Below are 22,738 nucleotides of genomic sequence, written 5' to 3'. Positions count from 1 at the left end.
ACTGATCCCCCTTTGAAATCAAACCCGCTTTGACGTTTTTCCAATCTCCAGCAAGCCTTCGTTAATACGCTCGGACAGATGGTTCAATACCGTTAGCGGCTCACCTTCACCCATTAAGAAAGACAATATGTGGTCATTAACCCAGTTCGCATACGGAATTGGCCAATGAGGCAGATGCGAGGTCTTCTCCATCTGCTTGGCATAGACCGACATGCACTCGTCCCCGCGATAGTAGCTTCCTCCCTTATGAACAGGAATCATTCCCACTGCAGTTGCATGCCTCTGCAGCATCTTCGGGGAGGCAAGAAGGCCAAGAAGCTCCTTCACGGCAGCCTCGCTTGCATGCGAATTGCTCGACACGCCATACAATCCTACGGAAGCAAGCGACTGAGACCTTCCTCCTTCGGGGAAGGGGACAAGCGAGCTTCCAAGCCGGAAACCTTGCTCCTGCATACGATGCTCCAGCACAATATCCGCCGGACCAATCGTCATCGCGATTTTCCCATCCAGAAACAAGCGCTTTATATGCTCGCTGGATAGCTCAGGACGAGTCATCAATTGTTGATCCATCATGCTCCTCAGAAAGCGCAAGCCCGCTTCCGTATGCTGATTGTTAATCATGCACCGACCGTTTTTATCCCATCGGGATCGTCCTCCGGCAAACAAATAAATCCAGCCGTGATCGATAAAATGGCCGTCGGAATCATTCGATAAGCCATAGGGTATGATGTCCGGATACTTTGCCTGCAATAGTTGAAGACATTTCCGCAGCTCACGCCATGTTCGGGGTGCTTGATTCATTCCGGCGCCTTCCATCAGATCGGCATTATAGAGCAAGCACCAGACTGCACCATATACCGGTATGCCGAACAGTCGAGAGTCGCGCATACCCTTCTCCAGTATCGAACGCGTATAGCAAGCCGTCCACTCTTTCTGTTCAGGAATGGGCCGCAGCTTGCCTAGCCTGATCGCTGCCGGCAGCCATCCATCGGGAATATAGACGATATCGAGCCTTTCCGCAGTGTTCTCAAAAAACTCTCGGTACCAATTCTGCCAGGAGGGCTGCTGATAATCAACGGACAGACCGTTGCCTTCGAATAACAACGACAACAAATCTTTCTCTCGCCCAGGCAGACCCTGCGAAGGCTTATGCATACGTATTTGTTTGTTGTGCAGCTTCTCAAGTACCTCAGCTTTGTTTTTATTCATCAATAAAAGCCTCTTTTACTATTTTGGCATGCGAAACAAGGTAAGCTATACCAACAAATATATCGCAATTCGATTGATAGTCAATAGAATAAGCCCCAATCTTTAAATGTTGATATGCGGCTAAAATATTGATGTGTGTAGGGCCATGAAGCACAAAAATCCCGATTCATCTTCCATCTGCACGAGCCTGCGCGGGCTGTGTTCAAAACGGAAGATAAATCGGGATCGTTCGGCTAGTCATACTGGCTTTTGCAATCGATATGGACTGAAGCCTTATTCCGAGCCATGCTTTTCTTTAATGTTGTACAAGCCTCTGATGAGAATGTCTGCAGGATTCCGGTTCAATAGCCAGTGCGTCAGCAAGACCTGAAGCGGAACGGCGCAAACGTTGTTTCCATCCTTAATCGAGGGAAACCCCGCTTCGAAGACGGGACCATGCTCCTTCACGATTCCAAGACCCGCATGGACTTGCTCCGGAGCGAATTCTTCTCGAATGCTTTCGATGCAATGCGGAACAAGCTTGCCGTCAATAAGCGCTTTCGTCTCTACTTCCCCGTTTGGAGGCTTCGGAAGCGGCTTCCCGCCTTCCTCTTCCATCAGATCGAAGTAGAAGGAAGACAGCCACTGGGCCGGATCATTGCCGGATTGAAATCTCGCAACCAGCTCCTGCAGGAAAAATCCGCATGCGTACACCTGCTGCGACTCGTTTTTCACTTGAAATACGAAAATTGGACCTAATCTTTCCTGATTGACGACTTGACCCGTTACTTCGTCAAAAAACATTTTCAGTGCCGTTACGCCATTATGAAAAACGGCTTTAATCAATTCCGCCAATTTGGCGTTATTCTCGTTTTGCGCATCATTCCCGGATTCTGTCATTTCCGGATTTTTCGTTTCTTTCGTCATTGTCAACATCACCCGTTTCCATCATAACACTTTGTAGCGGGTTGGCTCCAGTCCCATTCTAATTCTTCTTGACTGCTCTTTGACAACGTGCAGTCCAATCTTCCTTCATTTCGCTAGAAGCAACCGAGCCACTCCAGCAAAAGCGCTGAGCGAGGTATCCTTGCTTACTTCAATGACGATTGCGCGATCCAGCAGCCTTTCGTATGCGCCGTCGAGAAACAAATCGCTGCACTTCGCGATCTGCCCCCCCAGAATGACGGCCTCCGCCCGGAAGGCTGGCGCAAACAGATTCAGCGCCTCTCCCAACTGACGCCCGAATTGACGAAACACGCGCAAAGCTTGCGCATCCCCGCTACGAGACAGCTCCGCAAGCTCCTTCACATCTCTCCCCGTCATATCCAGTCCTTGCAAGGCCGCAAGTCTTAACAAACCTCGCTTCGACAGATAATCGTCGACGATGCTCTCGCCGAACGGCGCGGAATAGATCCAGCCGTTCGGCGGAACATCGGACCGCTCCTTAATCAGCAGGCCGTTATCCATAAATGCGGAGCCTGTGCCCGTTCCCAGCGTGACGGCTATCAATCGTCTGTACGAGCTCGCCTTGCCTGTCAACCATTCCCCTTGCGCGAACAGATTGGCGTCATTATCGAATACGATCCGAAACTCCGGCTCCAGCTTCCGCGAAAGCGCCGTGTCCGCCTCCAGCCGTCTCGTCAACGCCTCTCGCAAATTAACGCCGTACAGCCGTTCAAACTTATCAAGTCCCGTCAAATAACTGATGCCATTCTCGTAATCGAAGGGGCCGGGGAAGGCGTACCCGATTCCGTACAGGGAAGCATTTCTATCCGCTATGCAGTTAGCCTGAAAGCGAATGAGACTCATCAGCCGATCGATCAGCTCCTCCTTGCCCAGATGAGCGAAGGATGGGAAGACTGCGACCGTTTCCGGGCAAATCCGGCCTTGGGCGGTTAAAGCGGCCGATTTGATGAAGTTGCCTCCAATGTCGAATGCGATCGCGTATTTATTCATGAACAACCCTGATATCCCATTGCGGAGAGACGCCTGCTTTAATGAGCTTGGCGGGCGTTCCGCCAATATTGACGATGCGGAATTTCCCCAGCGCCGCCGGCAAAATATAAGACTCCGCATACCCCAGCTCCACCGCTGCGCTCCAATTTGACAATGGCTCGATCCGAACCCTCTCTCCCTCTACCAGATTGAACATCAGCATCTCGCCTTGCGTATCCTCCTCCCAGACCTCCGCCTCGGCAAGATGAATTCGATTAACGTAGAACAGCAGGTCGTCCCGATACCCCAGCCGATATTCCTCGCTTGCTCCTTGCCGTCCCGCAAGCGTCGGGACGCCTATCAGCTCCCGCTTGACCCAATCCGGCTTCTTATGCCAGTCGATATTCGCCTTGGCATGATCGATATTGATGGGACGAGGCTTGCCGTCCATCCCAGGTCGGACATAATCATAAATTTTGAACGTGAACCACCATGGAGTCGAAGAGATTTCCAATACCAGATTGTCATTGCCCGAGCAATGTACCGTTCCCGTCGGAATCAGGAACAAATCGCCCTTCTCGCACTCCCATTCCTTCACATACAACGTATGGTCGATTCCATTGCCCGTATCCTGAGCTTCTTCAACGGCCCCCAGAAACTCGGTCTTCTCGCATTCGTCTGTCAATCCAAGATAGACCTTCGATCCTTCCTTCTTCTCCATGATGTAATACGATTCTTGCTGCTCCAGAATATAGTTGAAGTTCTCTTCCACATACGCCTGCTTTGGATGCACTTGAACGGACAAATTCGTGCCGCCTATCGTATCGAGATAGTCGAACCGAATGGGGAAGAAATCGCCGAACAAGGCGCTAACCCTTCCGCCCAGAATCGCTTCGAAGGATAAATTCATAACCAGCATGAACGGCACGTCTATGACGTTGCCGCCAACGCCCAGCAGAATTGAATTTTCCGGCGCGATCGGCTCGAAGCTCCAGGCGCAGTTCTCCCAATCCCCCGGCAAATCCGCAAGCTTCTTCAAATATTGCCCGCCCCACACGCCCGGAGCAAAAAACGGCTTGACCCGCATCGGCCCCTCTGCGAGCTCCGCGATCATTTCAACCAGTGCATCAGCGCCGACCGCGATCGGCCAAGTCCCGTCATTCATATCCGCATACACGTCGAATTCCCGTAAATGACGTTTACGATATTGCTCCAGAACGGGCCATTCTACGAAAAAAGCGATTTTATATTTCTCCAGCGCATCCTCCGCGCTTTGAAAACCGAAATTGTTCAGCTCGCCCTTGTGAAGCGTCTGCTGCGTCTCTCTGGATAAATCGAGGAATACATTCAACTGCCCGCCGCCGGTCAGGAAATACGCCCCGACTCCCGCGACAATGACCCATTCCCTCTCGCTGCAATTGGATACGCGAGCCTGTAATATTTCCTCCTCGCAGGCCGCGCGCGCATCCGCGCGGAAGAAATCCTCCAGGCCTCCTTCCGTCATTCGTCCGAAGGCGCGATTATCAGTAATATCCCCGGCGAAGCGTTGCCGCAGCTTATCGTCTGTTCTGAGAAAACGCTGTACGGCTATCCGAGTCGTCCTGTCGCCAAGAGCGGCAAGCGCATTTTCCAGCTCCGCGGCGAAGCGATTGAAATCCGCGCCATTCGTGCCGTCAATGACGATGCGGCCTCCCCGCTCGCAAGCTGCCAGTCTCTCCTCTAAATCCCGCATAATCTCGCTGTAGCCCTCTGATAGCTTCGTTTCGGAGCGTCGAATGAGGTTTACAGGCATTTTGTTAAACAATTCAATCACCTCTCTATTGGGATGTCGCATGCCATGAATCGTCGGCAAAGATGTGGTATGATACGTCTTAATTGTTGTTGAAGAAGGAGGTCTCGCTGAAGATGAACAGAGAGCATTCGGGGCTGATTGAGCGAATCGAGCTGAAGGAGCAATTTTTCTTGCATCACCGCGTGCGACAATCCGAATATTATTACTTCCACGCCCATCAGGGCATCGAAATACTCTTCATTCATGAGGGCGAGGGTCAAGTTATTATCGGCGATCAGCTCGCTCAGGTGTCCAAGGGCTCGCTGCTTCTGATTCAGCCTTATCAATTGCACAAAATTCATATGCGGGACGAGCTCGGCTACGAACGCAGCGTCCTTGTATTCGATCCGTCCGCAATCGACTCGCGCTTGGCAGCCTTTCCGGCGCTTCAGCGCTTCTATCGCTCGCTGTGGCGGAGCAAGCTGCCCGTTCAGCATTTCGCGCTGAACGGGAACGGGCTTGCGCCGGAAGCCGAGCGCCTGCTGACACATTGTCAAGGAGCGCTCCAGGCCGCCGAGCGGGAACGGCGTCTTGAAGAAATCGCATTGACGGTCGTCGCCCTGCTCCAGCTTCTGAGACGCGTGTTCCCCTCCGACGAGACAACGCTCGACGATATCGCAAGTCATCCCCGCTCCATGCGTTATGCGGAGAAGGCGATGCAATGGATTGAAGCCCATTTCAATGAAGAATTCCAGCTAAGTCGTCTCGCGGATGATTTATTCGTCTCGCCGTCCCATCTGTCGCGGCTGTTTCACCAGGAAACCGGAGCCACGTTAACCGAATATATAACGGCGCGCAGACTGCGAGAAGCCTGTCTGCTGCTAACCGCAACCGCGCTTTCCGCCGGCGAAATCGCAGGGCGGGTCGGATTGAAGAACGCGCCTTACTTCGGCAGACTGTTCAGAAGAAATATCGGCATGACTCCAGTTCAATACCGTAACCGCAAACGAGAGAACAGCCTATAGTCACTATTTGAAATTAAGATGCTGCGCCGTTGCATAATCATGCACAATATTCGCTCCGCTTACCGCGAAGAAGATCAGCGGGCGCAGACCCGTGTTCACGACGCGATGCGACCAACCGCCGCCGGAATAGCTAATCATTCCTTTGCCCACAGCAACGCGCCTAAGCTCGCCATTCCTGCGCTGCAGAAGCATCTCTCCCTCCCCTTCCAAACCAATTACAGCCTCAGCTGTATCCGGTTCAGCATGGAAATGTCCCTTGGTCATATGATATTGACGTCCCACTCTTCCGGGGAACAGCACTGTAATATTAATGAGCAGATCCGTGTCGCTGTACGGATAAGGCATCTCGTACACCTCGTATACAACGGGATCTCCGCAGGCAAGCAGCGCATCGACCGCCGCTTGATCATCATAGAGCGGCTTCAACTGCGACAGCGTCCGCTTCGTCACACGAGCCCCGTATTTCGCATAGCCTTCCGGACTGAACGGAATAGCGAATATCGGCTCATGACGGTGATCGGGCGCAACAAAACGCGCATAACGTTCAGCCTCCTCGCGCATTCTCGCTCGCTCTTCATCCGGGTTCCATGCCGCAACGGGGTCTTGCGGATAGAGCGGCTGAAGCGCATTGGCATACTTGATGTCCTTAAGCGCGATTGTAGACTCGCCCGGAGTGAGCACGAACAGGGTTGCAACGCCCAAGCTTCTGTATGCCGGGCTGAGATAGCCGCTCTTCACGACAATAAGGCGATAGTTGTCCGCCCGCAAACCGAGCATCGTCAAATATTCCGGATCGTAAACCGCGATTCTTCGTTCGGCTATTATCACATCGACTCCGCCGATCCGAACGACCGCCGCGTCGCAACGCTCCTTGCTTCGACCCGTCCCGTCCACTCCCAGGTGAACCGAGACAACTTCGGCGCGCACGGGCAGACCCTCATTCGTCTGCAAATGGCGGCGCCCAAGCGACAGCTCAAGCACCGATCCCTCTCCCGCGTCGCGGCATGCCGCGAAGGAGGCTTCATCGGCGATAACCGCCAGCAAAGCCCGGTCGATGCCGCGCTCCAGCAATCTCTCCAGCACAATCGTCAGATTGCTGCTCGCTCCGGCGGTCGGGTTGTCGCCTGTATCCGACAGCATTACCGTTCCATTCGGCGCCCGAAGAGCCGCGTCCAACGCTTCATCGAGCGGATAAGCCGCTTCGGAATAGACGAAGCGTTCGCGTTGCTTCCAGAGGCGATCCGCCATGCCAATCGCGGTATCCATCAGAAGCTCGATCTGTTCGGCTTCGCCCGACACCAGCGCCCTGACGCCGTGATAAGGCGTATCCGCCCACGGAAATCCAAGCGTATAATCGGCGTTCAGCACATGCTTCTCTCGCTCCTCCGCATAGACCTCCGCGATCAGCTCCTTCATCGGACTCACCGTCGTCATGGAATTTTCTCCGCAGACCAGGAAGGGAAGCGACGCCGAGACGGTCACGACATGCTGCCCCCGGCGTATCATGCGAAGCAGCAGCTCCGCCGCGCGAACGCCTGTGCTGTAACGATCCGTATGCGGTGCCGTGCGAAACACGGCGAAGGCGTTGACGCTTCGAACCAGGAGATCGGTGACGGTTGCGTGCATATCCAGCGCGCAGACAATCGGAAGCTCCATTCCGACCTCCTCTCGAATTGCGCTCATCAGGTCGCCTTCCGGATCTTCAACCCCGGAGGCGTACATCGAGCCATGCAGACAGAAGCATATGCCGTCGAGCGGTCCAGCGGCTCTAAGCGCCTCCAGCACAGCCTCCTTAATCGTTATATAAGCCTCATTCTCCACGATGCCCGACACCATCGCGACGGCATGCACGGAAGGAACAACATCCGCCCCTTCCGCCTGAAGCGTCTCGATTATGCCGCCTGTCGCTTCCGCATTGCCTCTCCAGAAGGCATGCTGGAACAGCTCGTGGCCGCGCAGCAGACGGAAATCCGCCAGCGTCGTTGGCGTGGTATTAAAGGTATTGGTTTCATGCATCAGCGTTCCGGTCAATATGCGCAAAGCGATTCCTCCTTGCGGCAACCGGCGCAAAGCCCTTCCCTATTCCTCGTCCGGCTTCGCGCCGTCTTCCGCATATGTTTTTTGATATTGTTTTGGCGTCAAACCATGCTTTTCCTTGAAAAGTCTGATGAAGTGATGCGTTGATTGATAGCCGACGCGATAGGATATTTCCTGAACCGACAGCTTCTTCTCCAGCAACAGCGACGCGGCCCTCTCCAATCGGAGTCCGGTCACGTATTCATTGAAATTGCTGCCCGTAAGACCTTTGAAAATTTTGCTCAAATACGTAGGACTAACGCCGACATGCTCGGCCACGTAAGCAAGCGAAAGCTGATGAGAGATGCTGTTGTTGACGAACGATACGATTTTGTCGGCAAATTCATGATCGAATTGCTCCTTGCGCTCATTGAGCTTGCCCATGGCCGTTCCCGCGACGCCGTTCATCCACGCTTCGAACGCCTCGATATGTCCAATTCGCTCGTACTGCTCTCGCAGATCGCCTCCGAACACCTCCGCCGATTGAAAGCCCAATTGATTCATCGTCTTGTCGATGCCGAGCACCATGTCCAGCAGCGCATTCCGGGAATAACGAATCGTATAGCCGCCTTGGCGAATGTCGGAGATTAAATCTCCAATAAGCTGGAACAGCTTCTTCTCGTCGCCCGCCCGAATCGCGGCCGGCAAATCATCCAGAGCTTTCGGCAGATGGCTTGGCTCCTTGAGATGCTCGCTTGCAAGCTCCTCATAGAAGAGCGCATTTCCTCCCGGCAACAGGAAGGCGTAATCCAGCGCCTCCTCCGCTTCCGCAAAAGAACGGGCGATAGAGGACTCATCCGACGAATAGACTCTTCCGAGACAAAGCACGTATTGTTCATCCGCAGCCTTGATAGCAGCGGCTATACGCGAAACGGTATCGGATAATTCTGCTTCCCCGGTTAAACTGACAAAACCATAAATTTGCGAGCGCTCGCCTCGCACTGCCGCAATATCGCCAGGGATAGCAAGGCCTTCCAAAATTTCGATTAGATGAAAATCGGCAGCCAGCGATTCCTCATGATTGGCCGCGTCTGATCGTTCAATACGAAGCACAAAGCCAAAGGCTTGCCTGCCGTTATGCTCGAACCCCAGAATCGAACGAATATCGCCAGGTTTCTCCGTCTCTTGCGCTGTCCCGAACAGCAGACCAAGAATGTAATTGTGGCGAACAATCGGCATATGGCGCGCCAAACTTTGCCGCAAATTTTCCATTCGATTCGAAATCGGTCGATGCGCCCTTGTAGTCAGCCAGAGCGTAATCAGCGCATTAATGGCCAGAAAGGCCGCGCCGATGCCCAGCATCCAGCCGCGTAATTGATTAGACTTGCGGTAGGCGTCTTCAACGGATGTGATAGAGACATAGCGCCAATTGTTATAAGAAGAAGTGACAAACGAAACAACGCTAGCCTGACCGCCTATTCTGGCGTCGAACATGTCCGTCTCCTCGCCGGCGAGCAGCCTTGCCAGGAAGGGCTCTATCTGCAAATTGGACATAGGGGCTTCCGTATCATTGCGGGCAATAATCTCGCCCGACTCGTCAATGATGAGCAGCGCTCCCTCCGACGGCGGTCTCATACTGCGCAGCAGACCGCCTAGCTCCTCCAAATCGATATTGACGGCAACAACGCCTTGTCGAATCTCCTTGCTGCCGAAGAAAGGAATGCTCCGCACATAGGAAGCAATGAGCGATGGATCGAATGGACCCGCTTTTCTTGCTCCCACCCATTCAATGGTCGTATCGGAAGTCTCGAAGGAGCGGAACCATTGTTCTCTGCCGCCCAACGCGCATTCGGATTCATTCAGCATGCAGACGCGATCGCCAAGAAAAAGCAAATTTCCTCTCGGATAATAAAGATCGATGGAATGCAGGTAAGGCGTATTGTTCTTGATGTCGTCCATACGTCTGGATACCTTGAGGATAGCCGCGGAATTGCGGCTAATATCATGCGTCAGCGGATAAACCAGCGCGTCGTTGCTTTCCAGCTCGGACATGTAAAGATTCGGAAAATTCACAACCGCCTTCACAATCGGTTCGTCGACAGCGTTCTGAAACTGCCGAACGGTCTGCATGCTCAGCCCCTGCACTTCCTTGTTGTACATGGTCATGAAATAGCGGTAGAACACAAATTGGGGGACGATTGAGACAATAAGGACGGCAATTAAATTAAAGACAAGCAGCCGTTTGAATATACGGCTTCCCGTTCCCTTCGCTCCATCCATCTTTCGTCTCCTCCCCGTCTATTCGACATGCGACAAGCGGATTGACGGACTTGCCGCCAATCCGCCAGTCTATTTTCTTACTCTCCAACCATTTGCTTGTAGGCTTCGTCTGCCGCTTTCTCCAGCTCGTCGCCGCCGTTTGCACGGAAGGTGGCGACATAATCGTCGAAGGCATCCACCGATGATTCGCCCGTAATAATTTTGAAATAAGTATCCACTGTCAGCTTGTTAAGCGTATTCGAATATTTGCTGAAGGCTTCCAGATTCGGCACGTAAACCGCGCTGTAGCCGGAAGTTTTCGCATATTTGTCGGCAAAGGCAAAATCGAATTTGTCGCGCTGCTTGATAAACGGATCGTAGGAAACCTTCGCATTCAGCACATTTTTGCCTTTCACATTCGCTTCGGCAAGCGTATCCGAGGAGGATAGATTAATGAATTTATCGCCATCAAGCTTCCAATCGACATCCTTCTCCCCGTTTGTAAGCATGAGATAATACTCATAATCCGTACATGCCGCCTCAATCATTTTCAACAGCAGCTCCAGCTTCGCCGGGTCCTTCATCGCCTTGGTCGTAATGGCAATGGGATGGCTGGCTGTATCCCACATCGGCGTCCCCGAAGCGCCATTCGGGCCGACAGCCGGCACGCCGAACACCGCTTCTCCGTCAGGCGCGGTTTCCTTGAAGGCCTTATATTGGCCGCCGCCCGCATCGTCAGGAACGTCCGGGTTTAGCTCATTTCGCCAGTGATAGTACATCGACATGCCTGTGATGCCGATTTTCCCGTTATAGAAGGCCTGAGAATCCGCCCAATAGCCGGTCGTATTCTCGGAGGTGATAAATTCGGGATCAATAAGTCCTGCCTTATACCATTTCTGCAGTGTTGCAAGCGCTTCCTTCATCTCCGGCTGAATAGCGGCAATAACAACGTTGCCGTCCTTCATTGTGAATTGAATCGATCGGCCGGCATCCCCTTTGGCCGCTCCCTTGAAATCGCTGATGCCCGGATAGCCGTACGCGCCGAGAATATTCGGAAGCGCGAAGTCGGACAGACCGTACGTATCCTTCTTGCCATCCCCGTCCGGATCCTCATTGCGGAACTTGGTGAACGCCTCTTCGTATTCGGCGATCGTCTCCGGAATCTTCGTAATCCCGACCTTCTTGAGCCAATCCTCGCGCCAGATGACGACGGTCGGATACGTGCCGTTCAGGTTCGTCATCGGAATCGCATAGATTTCCCCGTTATATTTGACGCCGTCCCATACCTCCGGATAATTCTCGTCCAGAAATTTGGCATAGGTCGGAGCGAACTTCTGAATCGTTTCAAGCGGAATTGGCGCGATAATGCCTTGCGTTACATATTTGGGCAGGTTTTGCCGATTCGTGATTTTGAGCACATCGGGCATTTCACCGGCAGCCAGTCTCACATTCAGATTATCCTCCCATTTCTGCGAATCGATGTACCAGAAATCGAATTTGGCATTGAATTTCTCCTCCACCGCCTTGACGACGGCGGAATTGGCATCCGGCTGACCATACGAATCATAGCCAAGCCATTCCAGCGTGATCGGCTCTGCGCTCTCCGATTGCGCATTTGTCGCAGTCGGTGTGCTTCCTTCAGACTTGCCCTCGTTGTTTCCGTTGTTCCCGCCGCTGCAGCCTGCCAATAGACCGATGCCAAGCGCAAGCGTCAGCGTCATTCCGGCAATTTTTGTCATTGTTTTGTTCATGCCGCGAATCCCTCCATTAATAAAAGTGTATGTTAACCTGATCCGGGGATCAAGAGTCAACCTTTGACAGAACCCATTAGCGTGCCTTTCACGAAGTACTTCTGCAGAAACGGATACACGAACAGAATCGGCAGAATCGAAACGACCAGCGCCGCCATCTTCACGGTCTCGGAATTAACCGCCGCCGCATGCGAGCCGGAGCCCGATTCGGATGCGACATCCTGACCCTCCAGCAAAATTTTGCGTAAAATCAACTGCAGCACCTGCTTGCTCTCGTCCTGAATGTAGATCATGCTGTCAAACCAGGCGTTCCAGTGGCTAACGCCGGAATACAAGCCGACCGTAGCAATAATCGGCAGCGATAGCGGCAGTACGATCCGGAATAAAATGACAAGCTCATTGGCTCCGTCAATCTTTGCCGATTCCTCAAGACTTTCAGGCAGCGCGGTAATAAAGTTTCGAACGATCAGCAGCATAAAAGCGCTGACGGCTCCCGGCAGGACAAGCGCCCACATCGTGTTCATAAGACCGATTCCCTTGATCAGCAGGTAGGAGGGAATCAATCCTCCGGAGAAAAACATCGTCAGCACAATAATGCCGGTCCACAGCTTCCGGTTGGGCAATGCCCGCTTCGAAAGCGGATAAGCGCCGAGAAAGGTCAGCACCAGCGTAATCATTGTGCCGAGCAGCGTTCGCATGATTGTATTGCCGTATGCCGTCCAGATGACGTTATAATGGAAAACGCGCTCGTAACCCGTCAAGTCAAACTTGCTCGGCAGCAAATGAAAGCCATAGCTGTTGACCACCTCCGGCGGACTGAGTGAAATGGTGATTGCTTGCATCAGCGGAATGAGCGTCGTAATCGACAAGAGCAGCAACGAGCTGTATACGATGCTCAGAAACACTTTGTCCGATGCGGATTTTTTGTAATTCATGCGGCTGCATCCTTTCACGGTTAGAAGATGGTGTCATCAGAGAGCTTGCTTGCGATGTAATTGGCGGAAAGCACGAGAACGAGCGCAACGACGTTTTTAAACAGTCCCACCGCTGCGGCATAGCTGTAGTTCATTTTCAGCAGGCCCTCCGAATACGTGTAGGTCGAGAGCACATCGCCCACATCCATGACCTTCGCATTCAACAGATTGAACACTTGCTCGAAATCATCATTGATAATCGAGCCGGAGTTGAGAATCAGCATAATGACTATAACTGGCGCGATCGACGGAATCGTGATATACCATATCTTCTTGATTCGGCTAATGCCGTCTACATCGGCTGCTTCGTACATTTCCTGATTAATGCCGGCAATGGCGGCCAGATAAATGATGGAAGCAAAGCCGACGCTCCGCCAAATATCCGAGCTAACCAAAATGGCGCGAAACCAGGCTGGCTCGGTAATGAAAAAGATCGGCTCCATTCCGAAGAGAGACAGCAGCATATTTACCGGACCGCGGCTTGGCGACAGCATTTCGATAATCATGCCGGAAAGCACGACCCATGAAAGGAAGTGAGGCAAATAACTGATTGTCTGCACCGATTTCTTGAACCATTTGCCGGACACCTCATTAATGAACACGGCCAATACAATTGGAGCCGTGAAGCCAAACACCAGCTTGTAGAAGTTAATAATCAGCGTATTGCGCAGTACCGTTCCGAAATACAGTCCGCCGAACAGCTCGCGGAAGTTGTCCAGTCCAACCCAGGGACTTCCGCCCACTCCCTTCAGAAATTGGTAATCCTGAAACGCGATGACCACGCCGTACATGGGAGCGTAATGAAAGATGCCGTAATAAACCAGAACGGGAAGCAGCATCAGAAAAAAATATTTGTGCGCGATATACTTCTTCATAAGCGAATTTTTCATGCCTTCCTTCTCTCCTTCGATCAAATTCCGCAGTTGCGACGGAGGGATAACTCGGCACTCAATCGCGGGCGAGGCGGAGCGACCATGAGGGTCATCCCGTTTGCCTGTGCCCATCGTAGTGGAGAAGTCCCCAATCGCACAAGAATCAAAAACATGTCATGATAACGCTTTCTTGTCATTCGTAAGAAAGTGATATGCCGCAATATCGCGGTATTACCGGGTTTCCGGCGCAAAACAGCGAAACAGGAAGCGATTCTCCATTTGCGCGGCCGGCTTCAACGCCCGCAATTGCAGCCGATAAATGATTTGCGGCCGACCCGCAAAATCTGTTGTTTCTGCCGTGATTACCCTGGCATCGAAAGCGTCATTGTCGTATTGCAAGGAAACGAAGCCGCCTGAGCCTCTCCAAATATATTCGCCGTTCTGCGGAAGCGGAGGATGCAAGCTTACAAATTGCTCGACGAGCTCGCCTGGCCGCCGTCCAAATTGAAAGCTGTCGTCAAGCGTAAGCAATGCCTTCGCGCCAGAGGCATCCCCTTGCCAGCGCCACTCCAATCGACGGACGAATTGTTGCAAATCCAAAGCGTCATATGCTCTTGTCAAATCCAGCTCGAATGCCAGCGCGCTTTCGTCACTGTACCAGCGCAGCACCTGCGCTTCGAAGGCCCTGCCCGCTTGCTGGAGCCGTCCATCCACAACCGGCACGGAATGCCCCTCGGACGAGTTATGGATAAGCTCGTATCTCTTCTCGCCGAAATAATCGCGCGTGTAAAGACCGGCCCCGGGATCGGCAAGAAGATTCTCTCCCCCGACATGAAGAATAAAGTGGCCGAGGTCATTATGATTATGCGGCTCATCGTTATGGCCGCCTTTGGCCGAAAAAGCAAACATCGTATTCCCCGACCTTCTGCGCTCCACCGCTACGGCCAAATGCTCGAGCTTGCTTTCGCCCTCGGGAGACGCCTTGCCAAACAAGGATGCATCCGTCCACAGCAAATTGCGAGTCACATGCGCCCATCGATAGCATTCATCCGCCCGAAGCTTCGGAACCTTCTTCATTTCCGGCATCGGGGAGCCAAGCCGCTGCGCAAGTCTGCTTAGCAAGCCGGTATGAAGCGTTACCCCTCCGACATCCGAATAATTGACGCTCTTGCCGCCGGAAAGCGCGACAGCTGCGGGAAAGGCCGCGATGGCGCGTATTTTCTCGTCCGCGAGCAAATCGAGATCACCATCCGTGTATTGATACAACATGTCCGCGAAATACGCATAATAGCCGAAGCCGTAGAACCAGTAGCCCACTCCCTCCGCGCAGCCCCCGTCTTCGCCAAAGCCCTCCAGGAAGCATTCCAGGCTGCGAACAACTCTGTCAATCATGCCGGAGAGCCTCTCCTTGTCGGTCTCAAGCAGCAATGCCGCCATACCGACGGCCCCCCCGCAGACAGCCGACCAATTGTTCGCGCGCGATTCCCAGTCGAATGGTACGGGATCATGAAATAACGGACGAAACACGCGTCGTTCTATTTCGGTTCGTATCCGATAACCCAGCCAGGGATTAAGCCATTCTCCGACAAGATACAGCGTTTCGGCAAGCGCATGAGCCGTCTCCGCCGCGAAGAGATCCACCTCGCATTCCGGCGGAACGCGGCGGCTTGCCGCAGCGGGGAAGCCATGGGGCAGACAGGCCGGCAGACACCATGTGTATTCATTGCAGATGTCCCAAATCAGATTTTCCAGCGCATTCTTATTATCCTGATGCCCCTCCAAATGACAATCCAGCACTAACGCGAGCAGCCTGCCTCTGCGGTCGAAATACGGCTCCTCGTATTCCTGCCGCGTGCCTTGCTCCTCAAAGCGGTGAAATTGCTGAAATGTAAGCGCAGGCGGCCCGGTTTCTCTTGCAATTCGGGCGAAATCCCGAATTTCCCGCAATAGCTTGCCGAGATGCGGTTTTTGGGTTATTCGCTCCAACAACGGCTCCTTCACGCCGTAAGGGAATCCTCCGGACAAGGAACGATTCTTCGTCAACTCGCGGCGTATGCTCCTGAAGCTGATCATGAATGCAGCACTCTCCTTTTCTGAAATGGCATACAAAAATCCGAAAGCCGGAAAACCGGCGCATCTGAATTATAATCAGGAGCCTCCATCGTGGATATAGCAAAGACTTGCCATTATACCGCATTCATGCTCCAGACGATGAACCTCGCTTCGCGTCGGGGCAAAAGCGCAACGAAGCGTCATTTTCGGACAACAGAGGATTATCAGCAATTTGCTATGCTGATGTCGGAAGCGGTTCAGCGAGGCGATTCCAATCCGCTTCGCCGCCGCAAATTTCTTTATAAAGGAGAATGCATCTTGCCTTACGCAGCCATGCTGCTGGTCGTCGGTTTCTGGGGTTCGGCGGCCGCTGTCGGCAAAAGCTTGGGAACCGCGGAAACAGCGCTTGACCTGGCATTGTGGCGAGTCGGACTCGGACTGTCCTTGCTGCTTCTGCTTCAAGCAGGGGGGATGATTCGCGACCGCTTGCCGGGCGGCGCTGTCTCCTCGATGACAGGGCATCCGGCGCAGCCAGAGGCTTCTCTATCGCCAAGCAGCCAGAGGCGATGTCACCCCTCTGTACGTCGGCTGATTCCGATATGGCTTGCGGGCGTATTGGGCTACGGCATCATGATTTGGCTGTTCTTTGCGGCTGCCCGCGCCACGCTTGCCAGTCATCTTGTCTTGATTCTGTCCATGGCGCCAATCTGCACGATGCTGCTGAATCGACTGGCGGGCGGACGCGGCGACGCGCGAGCCTTCCTGCCCGCAGGCTTATCGCTGGTCGGTATTGCCGTAATGGTCGCGCCTTCGCTGTCAGGCTCGCATGCGAGCCTGATGGGGGATGGCATGGCGATCCTTGCCTTGCTTGCCTTCTCCGGGTATACCGTTCTGACGAAACGATTCGGGAGAGGAATGGCAACGACAGCCGTTAATGTGCAGGGCATGTTCGCGGGGGTCGTCTTCCTGTGGATGATGATCCTGTTTACGGAGGGAGAACCGCTGCCTGCGGAATTCTCCTCTTCAGAGCAGTGGCTGGCAATCGGCTATCTGGGTCTGGCGGCGACGGGACTTGCCTATTGGCTGTACGCATGGGCGTTAACCCGACTGCCAATGGAACGCATTATGCCGCTCATTTACCTGCAGCCCCTTGTCGGCGTGCTGTTGTCGGTTCTGTGGTTGAATGAATCATTGAAATGGAATGTCGTAATCGGGATGTGCGGTGTTGTCGGCGGACTGATTTGGAATCATCGCCTCTCCCAATCTTCAGTTACATTGAAATCATAAGGAGGAACGAAGCATGTCAAAGGAAAAGGTAAGAGTTGGAATTATAGGCTGCGGCGTCATTGGCAAGCAGCATTTGAAAGCAGCCCGCGAGGCGGAATGGGTAGAGCTTGCCGCCGTGGCAGATGCCAATCCGGAGGCTGCCAGAGGAGCCGCTGAACAGTTCGGGGCCGAACGGATGTACAAGGATGCCTCCGCTTTGCTTGCGGATTCGTCCATCGATGCCGTCGTTCTGGCGATCCCGACCAACATTCGCACGGAAATGGCGCTGCGCGCGCTGGACGCCGGCAAACATGTGCTGCTGGAGAAACCGCTGGCTATTCGATCCGATGAAATTCAGCAGCTCATGGCAGCGAAGAAAGAGTTGACAGTGGGCTTCTGCTCCTCGCGCTTCCGTTTTCTGGAGCATGCGGAAGCTGCTCGCAAATGGATTGCCGAAGGCCGTCTCGGTGCTGTTCGCGTTCTGCGCTGCAGGGTGAACGAGCCGGCAACCGGCAGACCGGAAGTCGCGCCTCCGGCTTGGCGCGTGAATACAGCCATAAACGGCGGAGGCATTGTCGCCAATTGGGGCATATACGATTTCGACTATTTGCTCGGCCTGACCGGCTGGAACTTGCAGCCGGAATGGATTACAGCTCGCATGTGGGGGCTGGCGGATCCGATTGCGGATTATTTTCCGGAAGGCGCGGATTCGGAAGTCTACGGAACGGCGTATATTCAGTGCAAGAACAATGTCTCCATCACCTACGAGCGGGGAGAGTTTATGGCTGCGCCTAGAGAGAGAAGCTGGCAAATCATCGGCAGCGAGGGCAGCATCTCGCTTCATATGACCTGGCCTTCCCAAAAGACGATCGTCGCTACAACGCTGAATGCCGAAACGGGCATTGACAGCCACACGGTCTGGGAGGGCGATGAGGATTCCTCTTGGGTTGACAAAGGCGCATTGTTCGACTTTACCCGCGCGATTCTCGAAGGCAGGGAACCGGCCACCGCTCTCCCTCAAGCGCTGCAGCTTCAGCGAATCATGGATGGGCTGTACGCATCCGCCCGTGCGCAAAAACCGGTGCGCATCGAGGAAGAGGGAGGCGAACGCGCATGAAATACGCATTTGTTTCCTTCTCTTGCCCCCATGCCGATTTGTCCGCAATCATTGCCATGGCTGGAGAGTACGGCTATGCCGGCATCGAAATACGAAGCGGAGCCAAGCATGGCCACGGCATCGAGCTTGGCCTTGCGCCGGAAGCGGTCGCGAGCATTCGCGCGAAGCTCTCCTCAAGCTCCGTCGATCTGCATTGTCTAAGCGTCTCCTGTCACTATTCCAATCCGGACACATTAGAAACCAATATGGAGGAGTCGAAAGCTTACATCAGGCTTGCCGGCGAGCTCGGCGCTCCGCTGCTGCGCGTATTCTGCGGCATCATCCCGAAAGGATTGGACCGCTTGGCGGCGCGGGAACAAATTGGCAAGGCTTTGAGCGAGCTGGCGCCGCTGGCCGAAGCAGCGGGCGTCACACTTGCGGTAGAAACGCATGACGACTGGTCCGATCCCGAGGAAATGGCAGCCATCATGAAAATCGCCGATCATCCGGCGGTAGGCGTTGTCTGGGATATTATGCATACGCTGCGAACGGGCAACACAGCCATGGATGAGGCTTATCGTATCTTGAAGCCGTGGCTGTGCCATGTTCATTTCCACGATGGCTTGCTTGATCGCGACAAGCTGACTTTCCTGCCTGTAGGCGAAGGAGAAATTGATCATCGTTCGGTGGTCAGCATTCTGATGGAGGAAGGCTATGAAGGGTTTCTGAGCGGAGAATGGCTGGACTGGGAGGCGCCGGACATTCATCTGCCTCGCGAAATCGCGACTATGCGTCGCTACGAAGAAGCTGGCTGCTAGCCTTTCTTATTGGCCAGCCGCAGTCCAAGCTGCGAGATGCCCGCACGTATCGTTGGAAATGCCGAGCCGCTCCAGGCTGCGCCTCGCGCATTCCGACCCTGGAGCGCTAAGCCCGGGCAACTCTTCATCGATACCGTATTGGAGCATCTTTGGCTGCGGCAGGCTGTTCGCGCATTTCGCTTATATCCGCAATTCTTTTTTTCCCCCATGCGTACATCATTTCTAATATCGGCAGCAGTGTTTCTCCAAGCGCCGTCAATGAATATTCGACTCTCGGGGGCACCTCGGGAAATACCTCTCTATGAATAATGCCATCCTCCATAAGCTCCTTCAATTGACTCGTCAGCATTTTATGCGTAATTTTCGGCAGAAGCCTTTGAAGCTCGCTAAAGCGTTGCGGCCCTTCTTTGCCAAGATGCCACAAAATGATCAGCTTCCACTTCCCCCCGATAACAGACAGCGTTAATTCTTTCTCGCAGTTATAATCCCCGTTATTGACTTTATCCATAATTTCTCTTCTTAAATCAGACATCATAACCCTCCATACGCAATTGTTACTTTTTTGTAACCATCGCACAAAAAAGTGCATTCTTCTCATTCTTAGCTTCTCCCTTTATGATTAGCAAAGCGGGCCGCTTGCAGAGAGAGATAGTCGCATTATTATACCAAAAAAAATAAAAAAAAAGCTGGGAGCGAAAACAATATGGAACTTCAATTGGCATTGGATCTTGTGAATATTCCTGAGGCACTGGAAGTTATTAAAGAAGTCGAAGGTCATGTTGATATTGTCGAAATCGGTACACCGGTTATCATTAATGAGGGACTTCGCGCGGTTAAAGAAGTAAAAGCCGCTTTCCCAAACATGATAGTACTCGCCGACCTTAAAGTGATGGACGCCGCTGGCTACGAGGTCATGAAAGCAGCCGAGGCTGGCGCTGACATCGTTACGATTCTTGGTGTTGCAGAGGATATGACCATCAAAGGCGCTGTTGAGGAAGCTCGCAAGCTTCAAAGAAAAATTCTTGTAGATATGATTGGCGTTAAGGATATCGAAACTCGTGCGAAGGAGTTGGATGCACTCGGCGTTGATTACATCTGCGTGCATACAGGCTATGACCTGCAAGCCATTGGGAAGAACTCATTCGAGGATCTGCTTGTCCTCAAGCGTGTTGTTAAGCAAGCAAAGATTGCTGTTGCTGGCGGCATTAAGCTACGTACTTTACCTGAAGTTATACAAGCACAGCCAGATCTCGTAATTGTTGGCGGCGGCATTACAAGCACTGAGGATAAAGCGGCAACTGCAGCTGAAATGCTGAAATTAGTTAGACAAGGATAATTGGCCTATGCAGACTGTACAATATGTGGAGCAAATTTTGAAGGAGCTTCGTCACTCATCCTCCCTGATTTCAGATGATGAGGCCAAGCAATTATTGCATTGCATCCATCGATCACCCAAAGTGTTTGTAGCAGGCGCAGGAAGATCCGGCTTGATGATGCGCGCTTTTGCCATGCGCATGATGCAAATGGGCATTGAAGCCTATGTTGTCGGCGAAACGTCCACGCCAAATTTGGACAGGGGCGACTTGTTTATTCTCGGCTCCGGATCGGGAGAAACAAAAAGTCTCGTCGGCATGGCGGAGAAGGCAAGAGGCCTGGGCGGGGAGGTCGGGCTTATCACAATCTCTCCTGAATCAACGCTTGGCCGCCTTGCAAATTTCACCGTCCAATTGCAAGGAACGCCCAAAAATCAGCTCACTCAAATGGATAAAACGATACAGCCTATGGGAGCCTTGTTCGAGCAGTCCTTATTCCTCTTTTGCGATGCGTTAATCTTAAAGCTCATGGAAATGAAGGAAATCGATTCAGCCGCCATGTTCAGCAGACACGCAAATCTGGAGTGAACCTCTTGCGTCCCGTCGATTGCATGTCAAACGAGCCCCTTCATGGAGAAGGGGCTCGTTTGATTGCGAGTCTTGCTAAATCAGCTCCGATTTTTCCAGCAGACGCTTCACAATTGTCGCAACCTCAGCGCGCGTAATATATGCTTTCGGCGCAAGCTTGTTACCGCCAATACCGGACACGATGCCCGATTGCACGCTTTGTGCAACGCTGGTCTTCGCCCAATCGGCAATTGCATCCTCATCCTCATATCCATGAAGGATAGCCTCTAAATCAGGATTTTCAATTTGCCCGTCCAAACCGGTAATTTTCATTGCATTGGCGATAATAGCCATTGCTTGTTCACGTGTAATCGTATCGTTTGGACGGAATGTGCCGTCTTCAAATCCATTAATTAAGCCATAAGAGTATGCTGTTTGAACCGCGCTGCCAAACCAGTCTGCGGACCGAACGTCCGAAAACGCAAGAGCGTCGTTTTCCAGTCGCATGCCCAGGCCTCTAACCACGATAGCTGCAAATTCGGCGCGCGTAATATAGTCATCCGGACTAAACATTTCGCCGCCGGTTCCTCCTGCAATCAGGCGCGAGCCCATATCGTTCACATCGACTTTCGCCCAATGCTGATTCATATCCTTGAACGTCTTGGGGCTCCATACTAAGGTGTACGTGCTATTCGTCAAGCTGTTAATTCGCGCATAATAGATGCCACTGTTTTCAAGCACCCTTGTCGGTACATGACGCACATAACCATCGGGCTCAACAACGACTCCCGTTGTAATCCGGTCAGGGTCCACATTATCCGGGATTACGATATCGCGTTCAACATAGCTCTCGAATCTGGTTAATTCCACCTCGATATCATCAGCTACTGCGCTCACCTTGAAATTCAACGGTGCAACAGCCATTGTCAAGCCAGCCTGATCTATGGCTTCCTCGACAGCTTGAATCGTGTCGCTCAGGGGATCAGCAATTTCAATCTTCACATGAATATCCCGCAGCGCATAGTCGCCGCTAAACATTTTAGAAATTTCATCCACATTCATTTGCTTTGCAGACAGTCTGTAAGCCGCCTTCTCGGTACGAATTTCCAATGCTGCGCTTCTATTCTCCAAATATTTAAGCATTTGACCGTTAAACAAGCCGATGACAACGTCGCTATTCAATAATAATGGAATACTGATGAGCGCGCCTTCGCCCTCTTCATCGACTCTTTGCATGAGCTTATCTTCATCTACAGCTATTGTAGTCACTTGCTGACCATTCACGAATTCAACCGTTGCTGTTCCAATATGCTGTACCTTGCCGTTCACATATACTTCCACGCTTCGTCCCGTAACCGGCACCGAGACAATAGGCGCTCTTGGCGTTACGGCGTTTGATGGAGCGGAAGCTTCGCTGCTGCCTACCGCATTCAACGCTTTTACCGTAAACGTATATGAAGAGCCATTCACAAGTCCTGTCACCAAAAGGAAGTTTGAATCTGCTCCCACGCTGCCGACCAGGTTGGAATTGGAATCGAAAATCTCATAGCCTGTAATCGGACTGCCGCCATCCTGAAGAGGAGCTTCAAAGGTAATTTCCGCCCGATGATTCCCGGATACCGCAACTACATTTCTTGGCGCTTCCGGCACGTCAGGCAATGTTACGAACAATGAATTAAGGCTGACCACATTGTTCAAGCTCTGAATGGCATAGTAAGTGCCGCCGTTATTCAGATTGGCAAAGCGCCACACGCCTCCGCCCTGATCCGCCGGAGCGCTCGACACCGCCTGGTCCTGGTCGTCATACAGCGTCACCGTCGCGCCGGCGTAGACGT

Annotated in this window: 18 protein-coding genes; 6 read left to right on the top strand and 12 right to left on the bottom strand. The window is 52.8% G+C overall.

Annotated features, from left to right (window positions below; genetic code table 11):
* Positions 1 to 18: 18 nt before the first annotated feature.
* The 4 genes from HFP08_RS10155 to HFP08_RS10140 form a co-directional block, all read right to left on the bottom strand.
* Entirely contained in the window at positions 19 to 1,209 is a 1,191-nt protein-coding gene (locus HFP08_RS10155; RefSeq protein ID WP_168120474.1) for an ABC transporter substrate-binding protein, read from the bottom strand.
* A 273-nt stretch (positions 1,210 to 1,482) separates the two neighbouring features.
* On the bottom strand, positions 1,483 to 2,115 hold the full coding sequence (locus HFP08_RS10150) for a hypothetical protein (RefSeq protein ID WP_240941254.1): 633 nt from the start codon (positions 2,113 to 2,115) through the stop codon (positions 1,483 to 1,485).
* Positions 2,116 to 2,220: 105 nt separating this feature from the next.
* Complete coding sequence (locus tag HFP08_RS10145; protein ID WP_168120473.1) at positions 2,221 to 3,144, bottom strand: ROK family protein; 924 nt, start codon at positions 3,142 to 3,144, stop codon at positions 2,221 to 2,223.
* On the bottom strand, positions 3,137 to 4,927 hold the full coding sequence (locus HFP08_RS10140; RefSeq protein WP_168120472.1) for a class I mannose-6-phosphate isomerase: 1,791 nt from the start codon (positions 4,925 to 4,927) through the stop codon (positions 3,137 to 3,139). Before HFP08_RS10140 ends, HFP08_RS10145 begins: the two co-directional genes overlap by 8 nt.
* Positions 4,928 to 5,028: 101 nt before the next feature.
* Here HFP08_RS10140 and HFP08_RS10135 point away from each other — a divergent pair, with 101 nt between their 5' ends.
* Complete coding sequence (locus HFP08_RS10135) at positions 5,029 to 5,919, top strand: AraC family transcriptional regulator (protein WP_168120471.1); 891 nt, start codon at positions 5,029 to 5,031, stop codon at positions 5,917 to 5,919.
* A gap of 3 nt (positions 5,920 to 5,922) precedes the next feature.
* Here HFP08_RS10135 and HFP08_RS10130 read toward each other — a convergent pair whose 3' ends face one another.
* The 6 genes from HFP08_RS10130 to HFP08_RS10105 form a co-directional block, all read right to left on the bottom strand.
* Positions 5,923 to 7,959 carry a M81 family metallopeptidase gene (locus tag HFP08_RS10130; protein ID WP_168120470.1) on the bottom strand — a complete coding sequence of 679 codons (2,037 nt, stop codon included), beginning with the start codon at positions 7,957 to 7,959 and terminating at the stop codon, positions 5,923 to 5,925.
* Between the two features lie 39 nt (positions 7,960 to 7,998).
* Positions 7,999 to 10,215, bottom strand: coding sequence for a helix-turn-helix domain-containing protein (locus tag HFP08_RS10125; RefSeq protein ID WP_168120469.1), 2,217 nt, complete (start codon positions 10,213 to 10,215; stop codon positions 7,999 to 8,001).
* Positions 10,216 to 10,292: 77 nt separating this feature from the next.
* The gene (locus tag HFP08_RS10120) at positions 10,293 to 11,945 is read right to left on the bottom strand and encodes a type 2 periplasmic-binding domain-containing protein (RefSeq protein WP_168120468.1); all 1,653 of its coding nucleotides are present in this window, start codon (positions 11,943 to 11,945) and stop codon (positions 10,293 to 10,295) included.
* 56 nt (positions 11,946 to 12,001) lie between these two features.
* Positions 12,002 to 12,880, bottom strand: a complete 879-nt coding sequence (locus HFP08_RS10115; RefSeq protein ID WP_168120467.1) for a carbohydrate ABC transporter permease — start codon at positions 12,878 to 12,880, stop codon at positions 12,002 to 12,004.
* A gap of 20 nt (positions 12,881 to 12,900) precedes the next feature.
* Positions 12,901 to 13,809 carry an ABC transporter permease gene (locus HFP08_RS10110; RefSeq protein ID WP_168120466.1) on the bottom strand — a complete coding sequence of 303 codons (909 nt, stop codon included), beginning with the start codon at positions 13,807 to 13,809 and terminating at the stop codon, positions 12,901 to 12,903.
* Between the two features lie 213 nt (positions 13,810 to 14,022).
* Entirely contained in the window at positions 14,023 to 15,864 is a 1,842-nt protein-coding gene (locus HFP08_RS10105) for a heparinase II/III domain-containing protein (protein WP_168120465.1), read from the bottom strand.
* Between the two features lie 90 nt (positions 15,865 to 15,954).
* Between HFP08_RS10105 and HFP08_RS10100 the strand changes: the two genes are divergently transcribed.
* The 3 genes from HFP08_RS10100 to HFP08_RS10090 are packed head-to-tail and all read left to right on the top strand — an operon-like array spanning position 15,955 to position 19,023.
* Positions 15,955 to 17,130, top strand: a complete 1,176-nt coding sequence (locus HFP08_RS10100; RefSeq protein ID WP_168120464.1) for a DMT family transporter — start codon at positions 15,955 to 15,957, stop codon at positions 17,128 to 17,130.
* A gap of 13 nt (positions 17,131 to 17,143) precedes the next feature.
* Positions 17,144 to 18,226, top strand: coding sequence for a Gfo/Idh/MocA family protein (locus HFP08_RS10095; RefSeq protein WP_168120463.1), 1,083 nt, complete (start codon positions 17,144 to 17,146; stop codon positions 18,224 to 18,226).
* Entirely contained in the window at positions 18,223 to 19,023 is an 801-nt protein-coding gene (locus HFP08_RS10090; protein ID WP_168120462.1) for a sugar phosphate isomerase/epimerase family protein, read from the top strand. The genes HFP08_RS10095 and HFP08_RS10090 overlap by 4 nt, the downstream gene beginning before the upstream one ends.
* Positions 19,024 to 19,147: 124 nt before the next feature.
* Here the strand turns inward: HFP08_RS10090 and HFP08_RS10085 are convergent, their stop codons facing one another.
* The gene (locus HFP08_RS10085; RefSeq protein WP_277345842.1) at positions 19,148 to 19,555 is read right to left on the bottom strand and encodes a winged helix-turn-helix transcriptional regulator; all 408 of its coding nucleotides are present in this window, start codon (positions 19,553 to 19,555) and stop codon (positions 19,148 to 19,150) included.
* A gap of 171 nt (positions 19,556 to 19,726) precedes the next feature.
* Here HFP08_RS10085 and hxlA point away from each other — a divergent pair, with 171 nt between their 5' ends.
* Both hxlA and hxlB read left to right on the top strand, forming a co-directional pair.
* Entirely contained in the window at positions 19,727 to 20,359 is a 633-nt protein-coding gene (gene hxlA / locus HFP08_RS10080; RefSeq protein WP_168120460.1) for a 3-hexulose-6-phosphate synthase, read from the top strand.
* A gap of 7 nt (positions 20,360 to 20,366) precedes the next feature.
* Positions 20,367 to 20,924, top strand: coding sequence for a 6-phospho-3-hexuloisomerase (gene hxlB, locus HFP08_RS10075; RefSeq protein WP_168120459.1), 558 nt, complete (start codon positions 20,367 to 20,369; stop codon positions 20,922 to 20,924).
* A gap of 75 nt (positions 20,925 to 20,999) precedes the next feature.
* Here the strand turns inward: hxlB and HFP08_RS10070 are convergent.
* Positions 21,000 to 22,738: S-layer homology domain-containing protein (locus HFP08_RS10070; RefSeq protein ID WP_168120458.1), on the bottom strand; the 1,739-nt coding region annotated here is incomplete at its 5' end.

Source organism: Paenibacillus sp. HB172176 (genome assembly GCF_011947265.1).
Classification (GTDB): Bacteria; Bacillota; Bacilli; order Paenibacillales; family Paenibacillaceae; genus Pristimantibacillus.
This window is presented reverse-complemented; position numbering and strand designations above follow the sequence as displayed.

Coding starts and splice junctions, on each gene's coding strand:
- HFP08_RS10150 (WP_240941254.1), bottom strand. CDS start 2,115: ATGACGAAAGAAACGAAAAATCCGGAAATGACAGAATCCGGGAATGAT.
- HFP08_RS10095 (WP_168120463.1), top strand. CDS start 17,144: ATGTCAAAGGAAAAGGTAAGAGTTGGAATTATAGGCTGCGGCGTCATT.
- HFP08_RS10110 (WP_168120466.1), bottom strand. CDS start 13,809: ATGAAAAATTCGCTTATGAAGAAGTATATCGCGCACAAATATTTTTTT.
- HFP08_RS10105 (WP_168120465.1), bottom strand. CDS start 15,864: ATGATCAGCTTCAGGAGCATACGCCGCGAGTTGACGAAGAATCGTTCC.
- HFP08_RS10125 (WP_168120469.1), bottom strand. CDS start 10,215: ATGGATGGAGCGAAGGGAACGGGAAGCCGTATATTCAAACGGCTGCTT.
- HFP08_RS10145 (WP_168120473.1), bottom strand. CDS start 3,144: ATGAATAAATACGCGATCGCATTCGACATTGGAGGCAACTTCATCAAA.
- HFP08_RS10120 (WP_168120468.1), bottom strand. CDS start 11,945: ATGAACAAAACAATGACAAAAATTGCCGGAATGACGCTGACGCTTGCG.
- HFP08_RS10115 (WP_168120467.1), bottom strand. CDS start 12,880: ATGAATTACAAAAAATCCGCATCGGACAAAGTGTTTCTGAGCATCGTA.
- hxlB (WP_168120459.1), top strand. CDS start 20,367: ATGCAGACTGTACAATATGTGGAGCAAATTTTGAAGGAGCTTCGTCAC.
- hxlA (WP_168120460.1), top strand. CDS start 19,727: ATGGAACTTCAATTGGCATTGGATCTTGTGAATATTCCTGAGGCACTG.
- HFP08_RS10090 (WP_168120462.1), top strand. CDS start 18,223: ATGAAATACGCATTTGTTTCCTTCTCTTGCCCCCATGCCGATTTGTCC.
- HFP08_RS10155 (WP_168120474.1), bottom strand. CDS start 1,209: ATGAATAAAAACAAAGCTGAGGTACTTGAGAAGCTGCACAACAAACAA.
- HFP08_RS10135 (WP_168120471.1), top strand. CDS start 5,029: ATGAACAGAGAGCATTCGGGGCTGATTGAGCGAATCGAGCTGAAGGAG.
- HFP08_RS10085 (WP_277345842.1), bottom strand. CDS start 19,555: ATGTCTGATTTAAGAAGAGAAATTATGGATAAAGTCAATAACGGGGAT.